A 22,917-nucleotide genomic window follows, 5' to 3' on the forward strand; every position below is an offset into this window, starting at 1 on the left:
AGGACCATCAATGAACGAACTCTTAGACATCCCCGAGCTCATCAATCTTTCCGTTGGCCGGGGGATCGTGCGCATTCCCGTCGAGCTGGATGTTCCGTTCACGCCGCGGGTGAAGGCGCTGGTCGATACGCCGGAGTTTCAGCGGCTGCGCCGGATCAGCCAGCTGGGGCTGGTCTCGCGGGTGTATCCGGGCGCGACCCATACGCGGTTCGAGCATGCTCTGGGTGTCTTTCATCATACGCTTAAGTACCTGTTGCATCTGTCAAAGGATGAGCGGTTTCGGGCGGTCATGGATCGGAAGTCGGTCGAACTGGTCATGGTGTCGGGGCTTTTGCATGACCTGGGGCATTGGCCGTTTTGTCATCCGATTGAGGATATGAAGGTGGCTGGTCTGCCGGAGCATGAAGAGTTCGCAGGCAGGTTTCTCCTGGGGGAGACAGAGCTCGCCCAAGTGCTGAGGACAGAGTGGGGGATTGAGCCGCGGGATGTGCTCGATGTGCTCGTCAAGAAAAGCGATACGCCGCGGATGCGATTGATTCGCTCGGTGATTTCCGGGCCGATCGATGTCGACAAGATGGATTACCTCGACCGTGACTCGCTGCACTGCGGGGTTCCTTACGGGCGTAACTATGATCGTTCGCGATTGATCGAATCTCTCGTCCTCAACGAAGCAGGGGATGGGCTGGCGCTCAGCGTGAAGGGGAAGACCGCTGCGGAGCTGATGGTCTTTGCCCGGTATGTGATGTTCAGCGAGGTCTATTGGCATCATGCGGTGCGCAGCGCGACGAGCATGTTCGCGCGGGCATTCTTTGAGCTGTTTGACAAGCTGCATTTGGGTGACTTCTTCGTGGGGGATGAAGCGGAATGTATCGCGATGCTGCGGGAGGCTGCTGAGGGAACGGAGGCTGCGGTGCTTGTCGACGGCCTGTTTGGGAATCAGCGAGTTTTGTACAAGCGTCTGGCAGAGTTCAGCAGCGATCAACATCCTGAGGAATACGAACGATTGGCACACCGTCCCTTCGAGCAGAATGTGCTCAATGCCCGTGAGCTAGTCGAGACATTGAATCGAGAGTGTGGCCTGCAACTGTCGAAAATGGCGATTCTTATCGATGCTCCACCCGTGCATCGCGAAGTTGAGTTTAAAATCGATTTGTACGATGCCAGAGAAAAGAACTACCGACATTTGTCAGACGCCTCTCCGGTGGTCGATGCGCTGGCGAAAAAGCAGTTTGATTCGTACGTCAAGAAAGTGCGTGTCTTTTGTCATCCAGACGTGAGAACGGTGCTCTCTTCCGACCAGGCCAGGCATGTTCTGGCTGGCTTTCTACGCGGGTAACGATGAAGAGTTGTTGAAGATCACGCCGAGGGAGTTGCTTTGCCAGACGGGTGTCGGGACAATGATCGCTTGATCATTTGAATCAGAGGAGCAGGCAGCATGTATCGACAATTTGGAGTGATGACATTTCTAACCATCATGGCCTGCGGTTGTGGTGGCAGTGACAAAGAAGAAGCCGCAGCGCCGGCTGCTCCGACTCTGACGGCTCCTGTCCCCATTCCTGCTCCGCCACCGGTCGTCTCGCCTGCTCCAGAGGCGGCTGTCGAGAATGCACCACCGGCGAATATCGTCGTCTCCACCAATCCGGATGCCATGGTGATCGTTCCGCAGACACCCTTCAAAGTCGTCGGACGTGCTTCAGACGGATTACCGGATGAGAAGATGATTGCGAAAGTCCCGACTGCTGGAGCTGATCGCTTTATCGTGAGTCAGCCAGCCGTTGATGTGACTGCGACGCCTGCGGCCGCCATGACTCAACGGCTACCGGCTGGGTTTACGCCTTTACTGAATTATGGTGTCGATGTCTCGGGCTACCCCAAGCGAATCTTGTGTGAGCGAGTGAAATCGGAGATGGCATTCGTCCCTGCAGGCGTCTTTCAGATGGGAGCCGATGATGGTCCGGAAGAATCTCGACCTCAACATGCCATGTATGTGGACGCCTATTACATCGACGTGACAGAGACTCCACTGGCTTCGTACCAGATGCTTCGTGATGAGCAGAAGGCCCGCAAGCAGCGCGTTTCTGAAGAAGCTTTGAATGCCAGTGATGACCTTCAAAAGCCAGCGCTGGGCGTCAGCTTCAGCGGCGCTCGAGCGTTCGCGAAATGGTCCGGTCGCGATTTGCCAACGGAGGTCGAGTGGGAAAAAGCCGCCCGTGGCACCGAAGGGTTTGTCTATCCCTGGGGAAATGGCCGACCTGCCTGGACGAAACAAAAGGAACTTCAGGGTGTGCAACTGCCTGGCTCTGAGCCGACGGATGTGTCGATCTACGGCGTTAAAGATCTTGCAGGAAACGCCCGCGAATGGTGCCTGGATCACTTCGCCCCGGATGCTTACCCGAAGCTGCTGGCAGATGCGAAAGACATTCCCCGCAACTGGACAGGCCCGAGAAATCCCACGGAGAAATTCGAGCGAACAGTCAAAGGGAATGGCCCGGACTGGAAGCTGTCACACCGGGATGGAGTGGTCGTGACAGAGAATGTTGCAGACATCGGATTCCGATGTGTGCTGCGATTTTATGACGTGGAATAAGTCTACGCGGGTTCCGTCTGTGGCCAGTAATCCTTCTGCGGATGTTCTGGTGATGAAAATTCGTAGGGGCCTCGATACACCATCAGCGGCTTATCGAAGTTGCCGTGAGGGGGTGGGCTGGGGGTGTCCCATTCGAGGGTGTTGGCGTTCCAGGGGTTGCGGCCTGCTTTGACGCCCCAGAAGAAGCTGTGAATCAGGTTGACGGCCAGAAGAATCTGAGCCAGTCCCATACCGATGGCGAACCAGGTCATCAGCTGGTTCATCGGGAGCAGGTGTTCCAGGTACTGGTGAATGTAGGGGTCTGCATAACGTCGCGGCATACCGGCGACCCCCAGCAGGTGCATGGGGAAGAAGGTGCCGTTGGCGAAGACGAAGGTCAGGAAGAAGTGTGTCTGGCCAAGCCGCTCATTCATCATTCGACCGGACATCTTCGGGAACCAATAGTGAATGGCAGCGAAGATTCCAAACAGAGTGGCGCCGAAGAGAACATAGTGGAAGTGGGCGACGATGAAGTAGGTATCGTGAATGTAGATATCAACCGGGACAGCCGCCATGAAGATGCCCGAGAGACCACCGACGACGAACATCGTCACGAAGGCGACCGCGTTCAGCGTCGGCGTGTTGAACGTGATGCGTCCACCCCAGATGGTCGCGAGCCAGTTGAAGGTCTTGATGGCAGAGGGGAGGGCGATGAGGACGGTCGAGACCATGAACGCCATGCCCATGACGGGATTCATGCCTGAGATGAACATGTGGTGTCCCCAGACGATGAAGCCCAGGCCCGCAATCGTCAGCATTGAGATGACCATGGGGACATAGCCGAAGAGGGGCTTGCGGGACATTGTCGCGAGGATGTCAGAGATCATTCCCATGGCAGGCAGGAGCATGATGTAGACGGCAGGGTGTGAGTAGAACCAGAAGAGGTGCTGCCACAGGAGAGGCTGTCCACTACCGAGGGTCGGGGCAGCGTTGTTGACGATCAGTCCTCCCGGAACGAAAAAGCAGGTGCCGAGCATCCGGTCGCAGATCAGCATCACGCCGGCTGCGGTCAGGACGGGCAGCGCAAAGGCCTGGAGAATCGCTGTGATGAACATGCCCCAGATGGTCATCGGCATGCGCATCAAAGTCATGCCAGGAGCACGCATGTTGATGATGGTCGTCATGTAATTGATCGAGCCCATCATCGACGAGATGCCGACGAGCGTGATCCCCATCAACCACAGCGACTGGGCGAACCCCGATCCGGGCGATGATTGAGCGAGGGCTGAGAGCGTCGGGTAGGAGGTCCAGCCCGCAGCGGGGCCGCCTTCGTAATACATCGAGAGGCCGAAGCAGAAGATGGCGGGCCACATGAACCAGTAGCTGAGCATGTTCAATGTCGGGAACGCCATGTCGGGCGCGCCGATCATCAGCGGGATCAGGTAGTTGCCAAAAGCACCCGCGAGGATCGGAATCACGACAAGGAACACCATGACGGTCCCGTGCATCGTGAAGAGCATCGTGTAAAACTCGGGGGTCATCTGACCGCCCTGCTGAGCGAACAGCGCTTCGCCGAAGAAGGGCAACGTCGTCCACGGGTACGCCAGCTGCCAGCGGATGCCCAGTGCGAACAACCCGCCGATGAACATCATCGCGATCGTGGTGAAGAGGAATTGGATGCCGATGACTTTGTGATCGGTCGAGAAGACGTATTTGGTGATGAAGTTGCCTTGCGCGTGAGCATGGTGCTGTGCGTGAGCGTCTTCGAGGCTGCCGTGTGCTGGAATTGTCGTGCTCATCAGTTCGCCCCTTCCTGAGTCTGGCTGGTGGAAGCGACGCCCGGTGTCGGCGCTGCTGGTGTGGACGCTGCTGGTGCAACGCCGAAGTCCTGGGCCATCTTCTGCATGCGTGCGGTGTAGTCTTCCTGAGAGAGGACCGTCAGCTTGCCACCCATTTTGTAGTGGCCCCAGCCGCAAAGTTCTGCACAGAGCAGGGGATAGCTGCCGGGCTCTTCGGCTTCGAACCAGATGGGAATCACTTTGCCGGGGATGGCATCCTGTTTGATGCGGAGTGTTGGCAGGAAGAAGGAGTGTTGGACATCATCAGTGCGAAGGTAAATCATGACAGGCGTTTTCGCCGGGATGATCAGTTCGTTGACGTCGTACAGATCGCCAGGAACGGGAGTCGGGGAGAGATCTTTGCCGGGGACAGGGTAGCGGATGCGCCACTCGAACTGACGAGCCGTGACTTCCGCGATCAGAGAACCGGACTTCGTGGCAGGGGCTCTACTTTTCAAACGGAAGTCAGCCCAGACATCCATCTGGTAGAACGCGATGAACAGGAGCAGAGCGCCGGGGATAACGGTCCAGATGACTTCGAGGGTGTGACTGCCATGGAAGTGCTGAGCAGGTTCTTCGGGCTTCTTGGTGGAGGCTTTCCACAACGCATATCCCATCGCGATCTGCGTCAGGACGAAGACCCCAGTCGTGATCGCCATGATCAACCAGAAGAGGTGGTCGATCCGTTTGCCGATGGGGGAATCAGACACGCCATCGCCCGGAAACCCCCATCCCAGAGTCGGTGCGACCCAGCAGATGTAGAGGGCCAGAACCGGCCAGAACATAAAGAAAAGACACCAGAGTCGAGACACTATATGTTTTCCGTTTCAGGAGATTAGTTTTTTTGCCACAGAGGCCTCAGAGATCACTGAGAGAACCAAATCGCCAATGAGAAAGAAGTCATTTGAACCGCAGATTAACGCTGATGAACGCAGATCAGAAATTTGTTTCAATCTCATCTGTGTGAATCTGCGTTTATCCGTGGTTTATTCTCTTTCCGAACTCGGTGTTCTCTGTGAGCTCTGTGTCTAAATTCAATTTCCAGTGGAAGAAACTTCCGTCGTCGGCTTGGCAGCCGGGACAGGGGAGGGCTGGCCTTTGGAGTTACTCATCACGAGGACGTAATTGACCAGGTCCCAGATTTCTTCTTCGGTCAGAGAGGCACCGGCTGGAGGCATCTTGGTGCCCTTGATGCCGGAGTGGATGCGTCGGTAGATATCGACTGGACGACGCCCGCCGCGAAGAACACCCGTGCGGAAATCGCGTGGCGGAGTCAGGTTGCCCCATTCATCATGAAGGCCAGGTTCTGCGAACATGTCCCCTTGTGCATTGGCTTGCATGGCTCGTGTCTGAACGCCGTCCCCGCGCCCGTTTTCGCCGTGACAGGCAGCGCACTGGCCTTTGGTCAGGAAGAGCAGGTGTCCGTTTTCGATCGAGGTTTTGGTTGCATCTGCCAGAGACTTTGCGTCCGGTTCGGGGCGAGGCCCCTGGGGGGTGATGACGGAATCTGCTTCATCCGCAGCCGTCCAGTCGGCAGCGATCAACTCGACGTTCGAAGAGACGATGTCCGGGAACATCTGAGCGAGATAGTCTTTGAACAGCGTCTCGATCTCCTCAGGCTTTTCGCCGCCCGCGATGCGTTCGTCGTAGGCTTTCTGAGAGTATTCAAAAGCGACTTCGTTGATCAGCCGGTTCTCGAGTTCGCCACGGAAGGCAAGGAACTTCACATAGTTGGTGATGCTGGTCAGGTCGTCTTCGCTGAGAAGTTTGAAGGAGGGCATATAAGTTCCAGCAATGCCGTCAGCGATGATGTGCTTGATGTCCGCGGTGCTGGCTTTGCTGGTGGCTGCGGTCGAAGTGAACTTGAAGACGCCCTGGCGGTAATCACGAGGGCGAGGATTCATGTACTTGGCGGATGCCCCGTTGCCATCACCCGAGACGCCGTGGCAGTGGACGCAGTGCAGCATGTAAAGCTGCTGGCCACGGTAAAGGTCTTTGCATTCGTCGAGGATGAATTCCCCTTCGTTGACGCTGGCTGGCTTCACAGGTTGAGCGAGTGTGATCTCCGTCTTGTCGGCATTGAAGGTGATCGGGCGCGATTCAGAGACGACAGCGGCAAGATAATCTTTGATTGCCGCGTTTTCTTTTTCGGTCAGCTTCTCAATGGCTGCGAACTGCTGATCAAGCGTGGGAACAAAGCGGATCGACTTCGAGGTCAACGCCATCGGATCTTCGATCGCGAGGTCCGAGGTCGTATTCAGCTTGTCGAGGGTTTCCTGGGTGGCTTTCGATTCTTCGAGAGCGACCGTCCCACGAACATCGCCAGTCGCGATCACGGTCGTCGTCGGGCATCGCAAGCTGGACGGACTGCCAAACTTGTCTTTGATCACCGTTTGAACGGCTTCGCGGGCATACGGAGTCAAGCCATCAAGCCGCTGACTGCCAACGAAATCAGGTTGGCTGGAGCCCATGCAGCCAGTGAGCAGGGTTGTCAGCATCAGCAGACACCATGACAACAGCCCGGGACGGCGAATCGACATCATCTCATTCATATTCGGGAGATATTAAGTCACGAGGTGTCGGAGTTTTGCAGGATTGTGCGAACTCCGGTCGAAAAGCTGCACGATTTTGCCAAATCGTGAGAGTATTGGACGTGCCAATATCATACCTGCGTGCACTGCGATTACCTAGATACCCATTCTTGAATTGCGACATTTTGTTCCATTCCAACGAGTTATCGATCGCACTTCGTTTGGCAATATATCTCAAACGGCGCAAATCTTGAGGAGCAACTTTAAGAATGCGCACGGACTGCTTTTTAAAAATCCGTCGCCATGGACTGATAAGCGACCTTCAGGAGGGCTAGTCGCCCCGACTGAGATTCTCCGTCTTTGACAGTTTACATGCGTCGAGCAGTTGCTGCTCGTTACTGCTTGGCGGGATTTGACTTAGGGAGACTTGTTCATTAGTGAGAGAAGAAATTCCGTAAAATGGAGAAAAGAGGCGTTGCTGCGAATTCACGGGATCGAGTAATCTACCCATCTTGTGACGCGGGCCAAACTGTCACAGTCGGTGTGAAATGCGGGAACTTTTTCCGCACATGACACGCTTATATTAAGACTTGAGCTTTAGCTCACCCTGACCTTCATCCCGGCCAGGCCACGACTCGGAGAGTCGAAACTTCCCAACTCAAAGGATTGTCCATGTTCAAGTTCCGCACCATTCTGATGGTCACGCTGCTGGTTGCTTCCAGCTCGCAAGCATTCGCTCAGTACAAAGTCGATCGACGCGAACACTCTGTCCGCGACGAATTCGGCAGCGTCATCGGTCGTTACAACTACGACTTCATCGAAGACAACTCGAAGTACGTCCTGCCGCACTACGACGACAACCACGCAGGGACTTACTGGAACCGCGATGGTAAGTACTACTATCGTCCACAAACTCAGACTCGCTACCGCACTCAGTCTCAAGTCGAAGAAATGCGTTTCGGCGGTCGACGTCACATGGATGATCTGGCTGAGCGCCTGGAAGCTCTGGTCAACGAAACCTGCCTGGAAATGCACTATAACTACGGCCACAATCGCGACTTCAAGCAAACCTACGCCGACGCCTACCGAATCCTCGAAGACGCCAAGTGGGTCCACAACCGCGGCAACTACGCCAACAACGATGAAATGCGCCGACGCCTCCTGCGGATGGACGATCAGATTCACGAAGTCCAGGAAGACGTCCGTGGCTGGAACAGCAGCAACCGACGCTCTTACGGCGACGTTTCTCTCCGCTCACGCCTGAGACTGGTCGAAGCTTCGATCCACCACCTCATGTACGACGCCGGCCTCGATACCGACCGCGCTCACGACAACAACAATAACAACAATGGTCCAGGCCGTGGAAACGACGGACGCTGGAATGATGGTCGCGGTAACGATGGTCGTGGTAGCGACGGCCGCGGTAACGACGGACGCCCAGGCTATAATGGCCCTGGCTACAACAACGGCCCAGGCCGTGGTCCAGGCCGCAACTAAAACGTCTTGCCGCTTCTCCCTTGAGGGGAGCCGTGTTCTGTTCCTTCTCCCTTGAGGGGAGAAGGTGCCCGAAGGGCGGATGAGGGTGTGCGATAGGCGAGTATTCGCTGGCATTCACTCGCATGCGACAGGCACTGAGATCACAAAAGGCTCGTGACGCCACCGTCACGAGCCTTTTTTACGCGCTGATTTTTTACGTTGTCGAGGGTGGTTCGCAGGGATCCCTCATCCGACCTCGAAGACTCGGCCACCTTCTCCCCGAGGGAGAAGGAACAAAGATAGCTCCCCGAGAGAGATGGATCGAAGACAGCTCTCCAAGGGGAGATGGAGCGTGAGGCATCAATCATCCAGGCCCAGAGTCGGAATGATCTCAATGATTTGCTGATGGATCGGGCCATTCGAGGCGACGATTCCGCGGTTCTTCAGGAGTTCTCGTCCGTGGGTGAAGTCCAGCGGCTTGCCGTCGATGTCGGTCACCACTCCGCCTGCTTCTTCGATGACGATGACGCCGCCGGCGTGGTCCCAGATCTTTTCCTTGTAGCCTTTGCGTGTTGGTAGACGCAGGTAGATTTCTGCTTCTCCTCGCGCTAAGACGCCGTACTTCGCCTGGCTGTCGAGGCGAATGGAAGTGGCTGAGATCCCCAGCGTCTTCGCGACCGTTGCTGAGTGATCATGAGCGCTGTGTCCCGATTCGACGGATTCGCAGAACTTCATCTGGGCGGGATCCGTGACTGAGGAAACCCGGATCGGATGGCGCTGAGAGATGTCGTTGAGCGGGATGGCATAGGCTCCGTTCCCGCCGCGCATCGCGACCAGCATGACGCCGGGGTCTTTCGATCCTGTCGCCAGGATCGGATCGACACCTTTTTCCGGGAGATTCGGGCAACCCAGGACGCCGACTTCGATCACACCATCGACGATCAAGGCCAGTGAAATGGCGTATTGCTCTTTGCGAAGAAACCCTTTTGTTCCGTCGACCGGGTCGAGGGTCCAGAATCGGCTGGAGAAGCCAGCAGTCCCGCCACGGGCGATCGAATCCAGGAGGGCGTTGCGGTCTGCTTTCCAGTCGAGATTCAGTTTAGCGAACTCGACCAAAGCCGCATCAACATAGGGTTTCTGGGAGTCCTGGCGAAGTTCTTCGACGTCTTCTTCGCCAATCAGCGGGTCGTTCGGGAAAGCCTGGTGAAGCAGGTGGCTGACGATTCCCTGGCAGACGTAATCCGCGATGGTGACAGGACTTTTGTCCTTTTTCTCGATGGCATCCGTCGCAATGGCGGCTTGAACATTGCGACACAGGACCGAGGCGGTCGCGACAGCCTGGATCGCGACTTCGAGTTCGGAGATAAACCGGCCGGTCATGGGCAGGTTCCTTCAGTAAAATAGGGCATTTGATAGGAAAACAGCGCCCGGTAGCGGACTCCGGCCATCGCGTCAACATAAGGCGTCTGGGCTCAATCGACAAGCGCGAGCGCCGTTGCAGACGGACCGACCGCTAAGATTCTGCGCGGGAGTCCCAATAGAATATGCCGGTTGCGTTGAAATTGGCGCCGTCCCCGCCTATGATTCGCTCTTCGCCTCCTTGAAAAAACAACGAATTTTCGCTGCGAACCAGCCGATAAATCGAGTGTCCATTTCAAGCCGGGGACGAAACGGACAGGTAGCTCAGTCGGTAGAGCACAGGATTGAAAATCCTGGTGTCGCGGGTTCGATTCCCGCCCTGTCCACTCAGAAAGCCATTTGCGTTGAACGCAAGTGGCTTTTTTTATGGCATCAAGACAATTAAGCAATGCAGCGCGTGCTGGAGAAATGCAGCGATCAAGTTGGTGGTCGGATTGTGATAGCGGATGGGGCGGTCGGTCGGCGCCTCTGAAGGGATAAGGGGTATGTGAGGAGCTAGCTAAGTTTCCTCGGGACCTGACTTTTCGCGTTCTGGAGATGTGGTTTTGGCGGTCCGGATTAGGCGATTGTGCTTTCACTCCCCCAAATTATCTCAGACGCTATACTTAACATGTCTGAATGCGAACATGTCGATTTAGGCCGTGTCAATTGAGCGGTGTGGGTCGGACTGGCGAATTTCTCTGTGTTTGGCATGCTGATCGGTCCGATGTTTCTACACTGCGGTCCGGCTCAGGGTGAACTCGCAGCCATCCAATCATTTTCGTTACATCACCATGGAAGAACGTCGTGAAGACGATACGCAAATCGACCAAACTGGCTAACGTCCTGTACGATATTCGCGGGCCGATCATGGATCGTGCCAAGCAGATGGAATCGCAAGGCCTGCAACTCATCAAACTGAACATTGGCAATCTGGCTGCCTTTGGATTCGATGCTCCTGAGGAAGTGCAGGAAGATATGATCCGCAACCTGCCGAATTCGGCGGGCTATTCGGACAGCAAGGGGATTTTTGCTGCCCGCAAAGCGATCATGCACTACACGCAGACCCAGGGCGTGCACGGCGTAACGCTGGAAGATATCTATCTGGGGAACGGTGCCTCGGACCTAATTGCGATGGCGACTTCGGCGTTGCTCAATGACGGAGACGAACTGCTGCTTCCGGCGCCGGATTATCCGCTGTGGACTGCAGTCACGAGCATGGCGGGTGGCAAGCCAGTCCACTATCTGTGCGACGAAGCCAACGGGTGGATTCCTGACCTGGAGGATATTCGATCGAAGATCACGCCGCGGACGGCCGGGATTGTCCTCATCAATCCAAACAACCCGACGGGAGTGCTTTATCCTGACCATGTCCTGCGGGAGATTGTCAACATCGCCCGCGAGCATGAGCTGGTTATTTTCGCTGATGAGGTTTATGACAAGGTTCTTTACGACGGCATTCATCACACGGCGCTGGCGAGCCTGTCGACGGATGTGCTGACGTTGACGTTCAATTCGTTGTCGAAGAGCTATCGTGCCTGCGGTTACCGGGCAGGGTGGATGGTGATTTCGGGGAATAAGCAGGCTGCAAACGACTTTATCGAAGGTCTGAATGTGCTGGCCAACATGAAGCTGTGCGCCAACGTTCCAGGTCAGTGGGCCATTCAGACAGCACTGGGGGGATATCAGAGTATCAACGATCTGGTGGGCGAGGGTGGGCGACTTCGAAAACAGCGGGATCTGGCTTATGAACTGATCACTGCGATTCCGGGAGTGACCTGTGTCAAGCCGCAGGCCTCGCTTTACATGTTCCCTCGCCTTGATCCGGAGGTTTACCCGATCAAGGATGACCGTCAGTTTTTCCTGCAATTACTCGAAGCGACCCATGTGATGCTGGTGCAGGGGACGGGCTTCAACTGGGCTCAACCCGATCACTTCCGGCTGGTTTTTCTTCCCCATGAAGAAGTTTTGCGGGATGCCATCGGCCGTATTGCGACCTTCCTGGCAGATTATCGGGCGAAGCATGGTAAGAAATGACGAACGTCATTGGGAAACTGGCTCGATCATTACGGTCTCGTTCCAAGAGAGCATTCAGCGTTAATTCATACCAATCACCACCTTATTGAGCGCGTCTTTTTCCCAAAGTGCCATGCTTGCGGCTTTGAGCAAGCATGTTCTGAGCGCTCCAAAGTCAAACGAAACAGCATGCTCACCCCAAGTTCTGAGTCTAGCGGGACTTCCGTGACCCCGTTGGCTTAAATTGGGATTCGTATCAGATCTCAAAAAAAGGTCACTTACATCGTTGTAAGTGGCCTTTTTGTTTTTGCTGAGGTCTCCTATGCTACTGGCCAATGAATAGCCAAAACGTCAGTTTTGGGAACGAGTTTTTTGCGAATTTCGATTCCTGAAAATTGGTTCCAGGATGATCCTGCTTCTATCGAAAGCAGGATTGTTCGAGCAGTTGCAATCGTTGACCCCCCAATCTGAAAATTCGATGCTGACTTCAACACCACTGACATCAACACCGACAAGCCCGACAGATAATGAACATTTTCTGCCACCCTGGTATTTCCGCAATGGACATCTCCAGACCCTGGCAGGGATGTATATTTACGCCCCGCTGTCTATTCGCAAACAATTCTGGCCCAATACGACGAGGACGGGCGAGGTTTTGTTGAGCGATGGTGATCGTCTGATTTATCAGGACGATTGCCCGACTGACTGGCAGCCCGGTGATCGCGTTGCCTTGCTGCTTCACGGGCTGGGGGGAAGTCATGCCAGCCCTTATCTGTCGCGAATCTCACGTCAACTCAACAAGAATAACACACGAACATTTCGCCTCGACTGGCGTGGCTGCGGCGCTGGTGCTGGTCTGGCCCGTTATCCTTATCACAGTGGTCGATCGGATGATCTGTCTGCGACCGTTTCGGAAATCGTCGCCCTGTGCCCGGACTCTCCGATTTCCCTGATTGGATTTTCTCTGGGTGGTAATGTCACGTTGAAAATGCTGGGAGAAACATCAGCCTCTGTCGGGCATCTTTCGACCATTGATCGAGCGATTGCCATTTGCCCGCCGATCGATTTGAACTTCACGGTCAAGTCGATGCAAAAAGGGCTGGGAAGACTTTACGACCGCTATTTCTGCCAGAACTGCACGCGCGACGTTTATCTTCGACGAAGTCAGCCGCTGAAAGCCGTCATCCCGGAAGGCTGGTTTTCACGACGGCCCAGGACGTTGTACGAGTTCGATGAAACCTTCACGGCACCTGTCTGCGGGTTCGAATCGGCTTCTGACTATTATGCCAAATCGAGTGCCAATCAGTTTCTGGAAGCGATCACGGTCCCGACGCTCGTCATCGCTGCTCAGGATGACCCTTTGATTCCATTTTCTCAGTTCCGTGCAGCCAGCTATTCAGCGACGACCAAGCTGGTCTCGCCACGTCACGGCGGGCACCTGGGGTTCTGTAACTCCCGAGGGCAGGGCTGGATGGATAAGCAGATCATCGAGTGGATTGTCGGCAAACTGTAAGAAAAGCAGACCGATCGTCAGTAACGCAAAAACGCCTGGTCGAAGTGAATTCGACCAGGCGTTTTCTATTTTCGTGATCAACGCGAGAACTACTCTGCGAACGCCGCGTCGAACTTCACGTTGGACGGCGCGAAGTCGATGTTCTTTGTGAACTGGCAGGCTTCGCGGGCACCGGCGTCGCGGTCCATGCCCATGTCTTCCCACTCGATCGAGAGGGGACCGGAATAGCCGATGACGTTCAGAGCGCGGATGATTTCTTCGAAGCGAACTCCCCCACGTCCGACGCTGCGGAAGTCCCAGCCGCGACGAGGATCGCCGAACGACAGGTGTGATGTGATGATGCCGCTGCGACCGTTGAGGGTCACGGAGGCATCTTTCATGTGGACGTGATAAATGCGTTTCGGGAAGTAACGGATGAATTCAACGGGATCGACGCCCTGCCAGATGAGGTGCGACGGATCGAAGTTGAAGCCGAAAGCTTCGCGTTGATCGAGGGCCTGCAGGGCACGCTCAGCAGAGTAGACGTCGAAGGCGATTTCGGTCGGGTGAACTTCGAGGGCGAACTTCACGCCGCATTCATCGAAGACGTCGAGAATCGGGTTCCAGCGGTCTGCCAGCAGTTGGAAGCCGGCATCGATCATCGACTTCGGAGTTGGCGGGAAGTCGTACGTGAGGTGCCAGATGCTGGAACCGGTGAAGCCGTTGACGACGCTGACGCCGAACTTCTGGGCAGCGCGGGCGGTGTTCTTCATCTCTTCGATGGCGCGGTTGTTGACGGCGTCGGGGTTGCCATCGCCCCAGACGTAGCTGGGCAGGATGGATTTATGGCGTTCGTCGATTTTGTCAAGGACGCCTTGTCCGACGAGGTGGTTGGAGATGGCGAAGCATTTGAGGTTATAGCGAGCCAGCAGGTCGTGCTTGCGGGCGCAGTAGGTATCGTCGGAGAGGGCTTTGTCGACTTCGAAGTGATCGCCCCAGCAGGCCAGTTCGAGGCCGTCGTAGCCGAACTCGGAGGCTTTCTTGCAAAGCGTTTCCAGCGGGAGGTCGGCCCATTGTCCGGTAAACAGCGTCACGGGTCTTGCCATCGTCAGTTCCTTTGTTCGAGCGTCAAGCGGGTGGGAAGCATCAGGGACTTGATAGAGAAACATCCCGGGAGTATTCACCACGGAGGACACAGGGTTACACAAAGGCTCACAGAGAAAACAAGCTGAGATCTTCTCTGTGAACCTCTGTGCTCTTCAGTGAACTTTGTCGTGAAGGATCTTCAGGGACTCAAATTGAATGAGTTATTTGTCATGCTTCAATGTTTTTCAAAGGCTTGCCTTGTGAATACGTCTGTCATTGTGAGAAGAGGTGACCGTGAAATCAACCAAGGATGCTTTTCCGTGATGAAAACAGGGTTGGTGCGAGTCTTCTCGGGGCCATTCACTGTCCCTGTGAGGCAAACAACCGTAATCAGACTGGTCAGACCTCTCAAATTTCACCATTCGTGCCCCCGGAATCTTCTTGCCATGACGCAGCGATCAAGCTAATCTGATGGATGTACCGTTGCTACTCGAGGATGTGCTGATATTCCCGAGACCGATTCCATGGGGGATCTGCAACTGCTTTCTGGTCTTTACGCCCACCCTGCCTACCATCATCCCGCCTCAGACAGGTTCAAATCATATGCAGACATGTGTTCGTCGATGCGCGAGAAGTTCCTTGGTCGCTTCGATTGTTTTCATCGCTATGGCTACCGTTTTTTCCTGCGGGGACGTTTCTGCTGGTGAGATTCAATTCAACCGCGACATTCGTCCCATCCTGGTTGAGACCTGTTTTCACTGCCACGGCCCGGATTCTGCCACCCGTGCTGCGGACCTGCGCATGGATGACCGCGATCAGGCGATCGAGCATGGTGCGCTGATCCCCGGCGATGTCGAAAACAGCGAAGTGATCGCTCGATTGTTCTCCGAGGACGAAGAGTCGGTCATGCCTCCGAAGTCGAGCCATAAGGTGCTGACGAATGAGCAGAAAGAACTCCTCAAGCAGTGGGTCCTCGAAGGGGCAGAATACGAGCCACACTGGTCGTTCAAGAATCCAGTTCGTTCTGCGCTCCCGACCGTGAAAGACCCGAGCTGGGTCAAGAATCCGATCGATGCGTTTATCCTCGCGAAACTGGAAGAGAAAAATCTCAAACCTGCCGGGCCTGCGGACAAGCGGACACTCGCCCGTCGGGTCAGTCTCGATTTGACCGGTCTGCCGCCTGAGCCGGAGCTGGTGGAGAAGTTCGTCAATGATTCGTCTGAGAAGGCTTACGAGAAGCTGGTCGATGAACTTCTCTCTCGTCCAACCTGGGGAGAGCATCGTGGCCGGTACTGGCTCGACTATGCCCGTTATGCGGACACTCACGGCATCCACTTTGATAACTACCGCGAAATGTGGTCTTACCGCGACTGGGTGATCAGTGCGTTCAACAAGAACATGACTTACGACACGTTCACCGTCGAGCAGCTGGCTGGTGATCTGCTGCCAGGGGCGACCCTCGAGCAACAGATTGCGTCCGGTTTCAATCGGTGCAACATGACGACGAATGAAGGGGGCGTGATTCAGGAAGAGTACGCTGTCCTTTATACCCGAGACCGCACAGAGACCTACGGCCAGGTGTTCCTCGGACTCACCACTGGTTGTGCGGTCTGTCACGATCACAAGTTCGATCCGCTGTCTCAAAAAGAGTTCTACGAGCTTTCTGCGTTTTTCAACAACACAACTCAGCCCGTCATGGATGGCAATCGACAGGATACGCCGCCGATCGTGGTTGTTCCGAAGACTGAAGATCGTGATCGTTGGGGGAAGATCGATGCAGACATTGCGGCTGCCTCGACGGCTGTTGAGAATTCCTTCGCTGGTGGTGTGGATCGATTCAAGAAGATTCTCGAAGAAGGTCAGTTCGCTGAGCAGCTGGCAGAAGACATGAATGACGGGCTCGTCTTTCATGCCCCTCTGAATGATCGTCAGCTGATCGTCACTGACGAAGACGCAATTGATTTCAGTGGCGATAAGGATTCGGTTTCGCAGGCGTTCACGAAGGGAATCATCAGTGATCGTGCCTGGGCCACAAAAGGGTCATCGCCACTTCCCGGCTTCCAGAATGCGGGCAATTTCGAACGCAATCAGGCGTTCTCCTATGGTGGCTGGGTGAAGGTCAACGGCAAGCGAGGCGGAGCGATTTTCTCTCGCATGAGCAATTCGTCGCCGCACCGTGGCTGGGACCTCTGGCTGGAAGACAATAAAGTCGCGTCTCACATCATTCAGGAGTGGCCATCGAAGGCGCTCAAGGTGTCGACGAAGTCGCCTCTGAAGGACAAGCAGTGGACTCACGTTTTCGTGACTTACGATGGCTCTCTGAAACCATCCGGAGTGAAGATTTACTTCGACGGAGTCGAACAGCCTCTGAATGTCACGTCCGACAGTCTCAACGAGACCGACACGATTCAGACCGAGCATCCGCTGCATATCGGCCATCGCTCGAAAGCACCGTTAACGGATGAGATTGCAATCTCTGATGTTCGCATTTACGAGCGGGCGTTGACACCTCAGCGTCTGCGTGAGATGAAGTTTGCTGGGCGTTTCAATTACCTGACGTCGCGCAATGCGGGCAACATTGATGACAAGGATCGCAGCTCTTTGCAGCGCGATTGGATGGAGATGTTCGATCCCGCGCATCAGAGCCTGATGCAGGCCAAGCGAGACCTGGAAACCGAAAAAGAAGCGATCAAAACTCGCGGGACGATTGCTCACGTGATGCACGAAAAAGACACCGAAGCGATGGCGTATATTCTTGCCCGTGGCGATTACGATAAACGCAATGGCGAAGTCCATCCTCACACGCCAGACATTCTGCCCGCGATGAACGAGGACCTGCCCAAAGACCGCCTTGGGTTGGCGAAGTGGACCATTACTGGTGACCACCCGCTGACGGCGCGTGTTGCTGTGAACCGATTCTGGCAGGAAGTCTTTGGGACAGGTCTGGTTTCGACGACCGGTGACTTCGGCATTACGGGCGAACTTCCGTCTCACCCGGAACTGCTCGACTGGCTGGCTGTCGAGTTCCGCGAAAACAACTGGGATATCAAGCGGATGTACAAGCTGATGGTCATGTCGAATGCTTATCAGCAGTCTGCGAAGACGACGCCTGAGAAGATTGAGATTGATCCTGCGAATCGACTCGTTTCTCGCGGTCCTCGTTTCCGCATGGACGGCGAGATGGTCCGTGATACGGCGCTCGCGGCCAGCGGGATCATGACGACCAAAATGGGTGGGCCCAGCGTGAAGCCTTACCAGCCGGCGAATATCTGGGAAGTCGTCGGCATGCCCGGCAGCACGACCCGCAATTACAAACAAGACACGGGCGAAGACCTGTATCGACGCAGTGTCTACACCTTCTGGAAACGCTTTGCTCCGCCGCCGGCGCTGGAAATCTTCAATGCTCCGACGCGCGAGAACTGTGTCGTCAAACGGGAGCGGACCAACACGCCTTTGCAGGCGTTGGTGACGCTCAATGATACGCAGTTCGTCGAAGCGGCTCGTTACCTGTCCGAGCAGGGGATGAAAGTCTCTGGCGGCGAATTCTCTGTCCAACTCGATTACATGACGAGCCGTCTAATCTCGCGTCGCTTCAACGAAGCTGAACAGCAGATCGCAGAGGAATCGTGGAACAACCTCAAAGCGTACTATGAAGCCAATCCGACACAGGCGGAAGAACTTCTGCATGTCGGCGAGCATCAATCCCCAGCCGAGTTCAACAAGGTCGAACTGGCCGCGTGGACGATGCTCACCAACGAACTGATGAACCTCGATGAAGTTCTTTGTAAGTGATGGGTGAACACGCTGACTGTTTGGGATTCCAGACAGACTGATTGTTGCCTCGCACTTGAATTGGCGAAGGGAAGCGAACACTTGCCTATCGCCCACCCTCATCCGCCCTTCGGGCACCTTCTCCCCTCAAGGGAGAAGGGACGAAATGCCGCTCTCCTCAAAGGGGAGCGGAATTGATCTCGATGGTTTTCACTAAGCCCTAAGCCCCAATACCTAAGCCCTACCCATGAACCCATTCTACGAAGCAGCTCTCAACGAAAATCGACGCCAGTTCCTGGGACGCGGCGTGAATGCCGTCGGCTGGGCGGCGTTGTCTTCACTCCTGGCGAAAGAGGGTCTTGCGACCGCTGCATCGCCGATGGCTAACAATCCGGCGAGCGGAGTCGGGCCGCACTTTCCGCCCAAGGCTAAGAACGTCATCTACCTGCACATGGTCGGCGGTCCGCCCCAGCAGGATCTGTATGACTATAAGCCGAAGATGGAAGAGTGGTACGACAAGGACCTGCCGGAGAGCGTGCGCAATGGCCAGCGTCTGACGACCATGACGTCCGGTCAGTCTCGCTTTCCGATCGCACCGTCGAAGTACAAGTTCGCCCAGCATGGCCAGTCGGGTATGTGGGTTTCGGAATTGCTGCCGGAGACGGCTAAGATCGTCGATGATCTGGCGTATGTGAGGAGTATGCACACGGAAGCCATCAATCACGAACCTGCGATCACGATGTTCCAGACTGGCAATCAGATTGCGGGCAAGCCTTGCATGGGATCGTGGATGTCGTATGGGCTGGGGTCACTCAATGAGAACCTGCCGAAGTTCGTCGTCATGATTGCAACTCCTTCGAATCGCGATCAGGAGCAGGCGATCTCAGGTAAGTTGTGGTCATCGGGATTTTTACCGGGAGAACACGCGGGCGTGAGTCTGCGTTCGAGTGGCGATCCGATTCTCTATATCAATAACCCGCAGGGTGTCCCGTCACCGGTTCGTCGCAGTACGCTCGATGGCATCTCGAAACTCAATCAGGTTAAGTACGACCAATTGGGCGATCCCGAGACGCTGATTCGCATGAAGCAGTACGAAATGGCGTACCGCATGCAGACCAGCGTTCCCGAACTGACCGACCTGACTCAGGAAGACAAAGCCACGATCGATCTTTACGGCGAAGCGTCTCTCAAGCCTGGCTCGTTCGCCAATACGTGTCTGATGGCACGACGCATGGTCGAGCGTGGTGTGCGTTTCGTCCAGGTTTATCTCAACAACTGGGACGTCCACGGCAACGTCGCGGGACGACTCCCATCGCAATGCAAAGATATTGACCGCGCCACTTATGGGCTGATCACGGACCTGAAGAACCGTGGGATGTTCGATGACACCCTCATCCTCTGGGGAGGCGAGTTCGGTCGGACGGTTTATTCGCAAGGCCAGCTCTCGAAGGAGAACTACGGTCGCGATCACCACCCACGCTGCTTCACGATCTGGATGGCGGGCGCGGGTGTCAAAGGGGGAACCATCTACGGCGAGACCGATGACTTCTCCTACAACATCGTCAAAGATCCGGTTCACGTCCGTGACTTCCACGCGACGATCCTGCACCTGCTGGGCTTCGAGCACGAGAAGTTCACCTATAAGTATCAGGGCCTGGATCAGAAGCTGACGGGGGTCGAGCAAGCCCAAATTGTCCAGGCGCTCCTGGCGTAACAGGGCTGCGTCTTAGACTAATAGCGGTTTAATCCAGCGCAGTTACAAAAGGTGTGCCATGCTCATAGCTTTGGGTGAGCATGCTGCTTCGTTTGGACGTTGGAGCGTTCAGAACATGCTTGCCCAAAGCTGCAAGCATGGCACGTTGAGAGAATCCGCGATGAAGTAAGTGGTGATTGGTCTTAGACTTGGAAGATGTCCAGGTCCTCGACCATCACGGTGCGCGGGAAGATTTTTCTCGCGACTTCGATCCCGATCGGATCGTCATGTTCGCATTGCGGGTCGACGTGAATGAGTCCCATCTGTTGGACGTTTGCTGCCTTGGCGATGCTGGCGACTGCGGTGGTGTGGGAATGGCCGGCGGGTTCGCACCACTCGGCTTTCTCGTCGGGAAAGTAGCATTCGTGGAGCAGCAGATTGGCCCCTTTGATGAACGGGATGTAATCTTCGCTGGTGACGGTGTCGGTGATGTAGGCGAACATGGCGCGGGATGAGGTCAGCTTCACTCCCAGCGAGCCGCCGGGGTGCAATGGGAGTGGACAGGTTGAGAGCTTCACCTCTCCCAGTTGAAATTCATCACCGGCGGTGATCGGCGTCATCTTGAAGTCAGGCCGCATCGGGAAAACGGCGGGATCGAAGAGATGCTTTTCGACAGCATCAATCGTCTTTTGTTCGGCGAGAATCTCGACGCTGGTCAGTTTGCCTAACAGCATGGGCACGAGAAGAAACGTCAATCCGCAGATGTGATCCAGATGGGCGTGCGTGAGGACGATCGTCAGTTCGGTGGAGACGAGTCGATCTGCAAGACGGTAGGCGCCGGTCCCTGCGTCCAGAAGCAGATTCTGCTCCGGCAGGTAGTAACACGCCGTGTGACGTCGTTCGTTGGGATGATACCCGCCCGATCCCAGACAGTGAACACGCATCGCATGAGCCCTCAAGATGCATTCTCGGTGAATACTCCAGTCTAGCGGGAGAACGCTCGGACGAATAGCAATCTATGAATGGAACCGTCCTGCGAACCCCTCGGTAGAGACTCCGACGCGTTCGGGCATGACCTCGCGTGCGATGGCGATGATCTGGTCGCGGTACTCGATCGATGTCGCTGTTGGGTCGACCTGATTCATCGCGTCTGGCAGGTCGGTCTTCCATGTTCGTTGCCCGTTTTTGGAACCATCGCCGTCAATGAAATGGTCGATAACGACCCCGTCTGCGACTCTGGCGATGCGTTCAAAGAATGCTCGTGGTGATTCGATGGGCAAGAGTGGCGAGACTGTGACAATGGTGCGAATGCCCGCAGACTTCATTGTTTCCACCAGAGCGAATCGATTTTCGACGGAGCTTGCGGGACGAGGCAAAACTGGCAGGCCGTTGCGATCCGATTCGATCGTGACATGGATTCGCAGGTCGGATCGCTGGCTCAATTGGGCGAGCAGATCGACATCGCGTGACGCCAGCTTGCTGCGGGTCTGGACGATCAGCACGTCAGGTGGTTTCTCGAGCATGGCTTCCAGGAGTGATCGGGTGACTTTCTGAGTTGCTTCCTGTGGCAGATAAGGATCTGTGGAACTGGCCAGGAAAATTCCGAACTGGCCGATGGTCTGGCGTGCCCACTTCTGTTCACGGGCAAATTGTCGACGGTAGACATCTGCTGCGTTTTGTTTGACGTCCAGAAACTGCCCCCACGGGCGTCCTTTGGTCACGAAGCTGTTGTGCTGGACGTAGCAGTAAACGCCGCACAAAGTCTTGCCAAACGAACATCCCTGATAGGGATTGAGCGAATGGGAGGAGATCTGCGTCAAATATCCCGATGTCCGTGTCAGAACTGACTTTGCCCGGATGAGCGATGTTTGTGAAGTCACATGACCCTCGCGATTATCAGACACAATATTTCCTGATAGACAGCCAATTTCGTGTTCGTCATTCTCAATTTCCTTCTCTCTCCCCTATATCCTCCTATAATACGCATTACGAAACCTCTCTCACATCTGCAGTCGAAACAACCTCACGAGAAACCTGTCGGTATGAAACAAACTGTTGAAATCGATGGCGTTACGTTGCATCTATCGCAGCCGGACGTCACCAAGTCGGATTGGATCGGTCAAAGTGAAGTCCTCTCTCACATCCTCGCCTGCTGGCTGACAGTTGATGATCGCGACCTGCCTCTGACGCCTCGTCTGGTTGGGACGCCCGGGATCGGCAAGACCTCTTTGGCGATGGCTGCTGCCCGTGAGCGCAAGCAGGATGTGTTTATCTTCCAGTGCACCGCCGACACGCGTCCGGAAGACCTGCTCGTCACGCCGGTCGTTGGTGATGGCAGTAAGATCATGTATCACGCCTCGACGCTCGTCACCGCGATGATCACAGGTGGTATCTGCATTCTTGATGAAGGTAACCGGATGAACGAGAAGAGCTGGGCGTCGCTGGCTCCGCTGCTCGACCATCGTCGCTACATCGAATCGATCATCGCGGGGTTGACGATTCCTGCTCATCGCAACTTCTGTTGTGCCGTGACGATGAACGAAGATGAGTCAACGTTTGAAATCCCCGATTACATCCTCAGTCGCCTGCAGCCGACACTGACACTGACTCACCCCGCGCGAGAAGACGAACTGGCGATTCTCAAGTATCACCTCCCGTTCGCGGAAGATTCTCTGCTGCAATTGACTGTTGACTTCCTGCAGCAGTCGCATGCCCTCAAGCTCGATTTCTCGACGCGTGATGGGATCAATGTCCTGCGTTACGCGATCAAGCGTCTGGCGTCTGAAAAGAAACATCCCCTCGGCCTCGATCAAGCCTGGCGCGAATCTGTACTGGCATGCCTGGGTGAGGAGGCGATCAACCTCAACGAGATGGCTGAGAAGAAGCAACGCTACTCTGGTGGCAATACCCTTCCCATGGGACTGGGGGACTTCTTCTTCTCTCCGAACGAGACCCTCCACCCCGACGCCATGGCCACTGATGATGACGACGATGATGAGGAGTATGACGACGACTTCGATGATGAAGATGATGACAACCGATTTGCGTGA

At 55.4% G+C, this 22,917-nt stretch carries 15 protein-coding genes and 1 tRNA gene; 9 read left to right on the top strand and 7 right to left on the bottom strand.

All coding sequences use genetic code 11. The features are described 5' to 3' along the window. Positions 1 to 10 precede the first annotated feature (10 nt). Complete coding sequence (locus SH248x_RS17645; RefSeq protein WP_459555625.1) at positions 11 to 1,336, top strand: HD domain-containing protein; 1,326 nt, start codon at positions 11 to 13, stop codon at positions 1,334 to 1,336. A 99-nt stretch (positions 1,337 to 1,435) separates the two neighbouring features. Next, entirely contained in the window at positions 1,436 to 2,587 is a 1,152-nt protein-coding gene (locus SH248x_RS17650; RefSeq protein WP_459555626.1) for a formylglycine-generating enzyme family protein, read from the top strand. Positions 2,588 to 2,589: 2 nt separating this feature from the next. Here the strand turns inward: SH248x_RS17650 and SH248x_RS17655 are convergent, their stop codons facing one another. From SH248x_RS17655 to SH248x_RS17665, 3 genes are all read right to left on the bottom strand, one after another. Then, positions 2,590 to 4,365 carry a cytochrome c oxidase subunit I gene (locus SH248x_RS17655; protein WP_459555627.1) on the bottom strand — a complete coding sequence of 592 codons (1,776 nt, stop codon included), beginning with the start codon at positions 4,363 to 4,365 and terminating at the stop codon, positions 2,590 to 2,592. After that, positions 4,365 to 5,216, bottom strand: coding sequence for a cytochrome c oxidase subunit II (gene coxB, locus SH248x_RS17660; RefSeq protein ID WP_459555628.1), 852 nt, complete (start codon positions 5,214 to 5,216; stop codon positions 4,365 to 4,367). The genes SH248x_RS17655 and coxB overlap by 1 nt, the downstream gene beginning before the upstream one ends. A 222-nt stretch (positions 5,217 to 5,438) precedes the next feature. Then, on the bottom strand, positions 5,439 to 6,947 hold the full coding sequence (locus SH248x_RS17665) for a cytochrome c (protein ID WP_459555629.1): 1,509 nt from the start codon (positions 6,945 to 6,947) through the stop codon (positions 5,439 to 5,441). Positions 6,948 to 7,607: 660 nt separating this feature from the next. On the opposite strand from SH248x_RS17665, the gene SH248x_RS17670 reads away from it, so the two are divergent. Continuing rightward, the gene (locus SH248x_RS17670; protein WP_459555630.1) at positions 7,608 to 8,432 is read left to right on the top strand and encodes a hypothetical protein; all 825 of its coding nucleotides are present in this window, start codon (positions 7,608 to 7,610) and stop codon (positions 8,430 to 8,432) included. A 339-nt stretch (positions 8,433 to 8,771) separates the two neighbouring features. Here the strand turns inward: SH248x_RS17670 and SH248x_RS17675 are convergent, their stop codons facing one another. Then, positions 8,772 to 9,791, bottom strand: a complete 1,020-nt coding sequence (locus tag SH248x_RS17675; RefSeq protein ID WP_459555631.1) for an FIG domain-containing protein — start codon at positions 9,789 to 9,791, stop codon at positions 8,772 to 8,774. A gap of 292 nt (positions 9,792 to 10,083) precedes the next feature. On the opposite strand from SH248x_RS17675, the gene SH248x_RS17680 reads away from it, so the two are divergent. From SH248x_RS17680 to SH248x_RS17690, 3 genes are all read left to right on the top strand, one after another. Beyond that, positions 10,084 to 10,156: transfer RNA gene (locus SH248x_RS17680), tRNA-Phe, on the top strand. 460 nt (positions 10,157 to 10,616) lie between these two features. Beyond that, positions 10,617 to 11,846, top strand: coding sequence for a pyridoxal phosphate-dependent aminotransferase (locus SH248x_RS17685; RefSeq protein WP_459555632.1), 1,230 nt, complete (start codon positions 10,617 to 10,619; stop codon positions 11,844 to 11,846). 457 nt (positions 11,847 to 12,303) lie between these two features. Next, entirely contained in the window at positions 12,304 to 13,338 is a 1,035-nt protein-coding gene (locus tag SH248x_RS17690; RefSeq protein WP_459555633.1) for a YheT family hydrolase, read from the top strand. An 89-nt stretch (positions 13,339 to 13,427) separates the two neighbouring features. Here the strand turns inward: SH248x_RS17690 and SH248x_RS17695 are convergent, their stop codons facing one another. Continuing rightward, positions 13,428 to 14,423, bottom strand: coding sequence for a sugar phosphate isomerase/epimerase family protein (locus SH248x_RS17695; RefSeq protein ID WP_459555634.1), 996 nt, complete (start codon positions 14,421 to 14,423; stop codon positions 13,428 to 13,430). Between the two features lie 646 nt (positions 14,424 to 15,069). Between SH248x_RS17695 and SH248x_RS17700 the strand changes: the two genes are divergently transcribed. Beyond that, complete coding sequence (locus SH248x_RS17700) at positions 15,070 to 18,195, top strand: DUF1553 domain-containing protein (RefSeq protein WP_459555635.1); 3,126 nt, start codon at positions 15,070 to 15,072, stop codon at positions 18,193 to 18,195. Between the two features lie 226 nt (positions 18,196 to 18,421). Further along, on the top strand, positions 18,422 to 19,888 hold the full coding sequence (locus SH248x_RS17705) for a DUF1501 domain-containing protein (protein WP_459555636.1): 1,467 nt from the start codon (positions 18,422 to 18,424) through the stop codon (positions 19,886 to 19,888). Positions 19,889 to 20,070: 182 nt separating this feature from the next. Here the strand turns inward: SH248x_RS17705 and SH248x_RS17710 are convergent, their stop codons facing one another. Then, a complete protein-coding gene (locus tag SH248x_RS17710) occupies positions 20,071 to 20,811 on the bottom strand; it encodes an MBL fold metallo-hydrolase (protein ID WP_459555637.1) in 741 nt (246 codons plus the stop codon). Between the two features lie 72 nt (positions 20,812 to 20,883). Beyond that, positions 20,884 to 21,747, bottom strand: a complete 864-nt coding sequence (locus SH248x_RS17715; RefSeq protein WP_459555638.1) for an SPL family radical SAM protein — start codon at positions 21,745 to 21,747, stop codon at positions 20,884 to 20,886. Positions 21,748 to 21,909: 162 nt separating this feature from the next. On the opposite strand from SH248x_RS17715, the gene SH248x_RS17720 reads away from it, so the two are divergent. Further along, positions 21,910 to 22,917 carry a P-loop NTPase family protein gene (locus SH248x_RS17720; protein ID WP_459555639.1) on the top strand — a complete coding sequence of 336 codons (1,008 nt, stop codon included), beginning with the start codon at positions 21,910 to 21,912 and terminating at the stop codon, positions 22,915 to 22,917.

The sequence above is a fragment of the Lacunimicrobium album genome (assembly GCF_052161635.1).
Classification (GTDB): Bacteria; Planctomycetota; Planctomycetia; order Planctomycetales; family Planctomycetaceae; genus SXPC01.

Bases quoted from the DNA above. Each gene is read 5' to 3' on its own strand.
- SH248x_RS17710 (WP_459555637.1), bottom strand. From the start codon at position 20,811: ATGCGTGTTCACTGTCTGGGATCGGGCGGGTATCATCCCAACGAACGA.
- SH248x_RS17695 (WP_459555634.1), bottom strand. From the start codon at position 14,423: ATGGCAAGACCCGTGACGCTGTTTACCGGACAATGGGCCGACCTCCCG.
- SH248x_RS17670 (WP_459555630.1), top strand. From the start codon at position 7,608: ATGTTCAAGTTCCGCACCATTCTGATGGTCACGCTGCTGGTTGCTTCC.
- SH248x_RS17655 (WP_459555627.1), bottom strand. From the start codon at position 4,365: ATGAGCACGACAATTCCAGCACACGGCAGCCTCGAAGACGCTCACGCA.
- SH248x_RS17675 (WP_459555631.1), bottom strand. From the start codon at position 9,791: ATGACCGGCCGGTTTATCTCCGAACTCGAAGTCGCGATCCAGGCTGTC.
- SH248x_RS17650 (WP_459555626.1), top strand. From the start codon at position 1,436: ATGTATCGACAATTTGGAGTGATGACATTTCTAACCATCATGGCCTGC.
- SH248x_RS17705 (WP_459555636.1), top strand. From the start codon at position 18,422: ATGAACCCATTCTACGAAGCAGCTCTCAACGAAAATCGACGCCAGTTC.
- SH248x_RS17690 (WP_459555633.1), top strand. From the start codon at position 12,304: ATGCTGACTTCAACACCACTGACATCAACACCGACAAGCCCGACAGAT.
- SH248x_RS17665 (WP_459555629.1), bottom strand. From the start codon at position 6,947: ATGATGTCGATTCGCCGTCCCGGGCTGTTGTCATGGTGTCTGCTGATG.
- SH248x_RS17700 (WP_459555635.1), top strand. From the start codon at position 15,070: ATGGCTACCGTTTTTTCCTGCGGGGACGTTTCTGCTGGTGAGATTCAA.
- SH248x_RS17645 (WP_459555625.1), top strand. From the start codon at position 11: ATGAACGAACTCTTAGACATCCCCGAGCTCATCAATCTTTCCGTTGGC.
- SH248x_RS17720 (WP_459555639.1), top strand. From the start codon at position 21,910: ATGAAACAAACTGTTGAAATCGATGGCGTTACGTTGCATCTATCGCAG.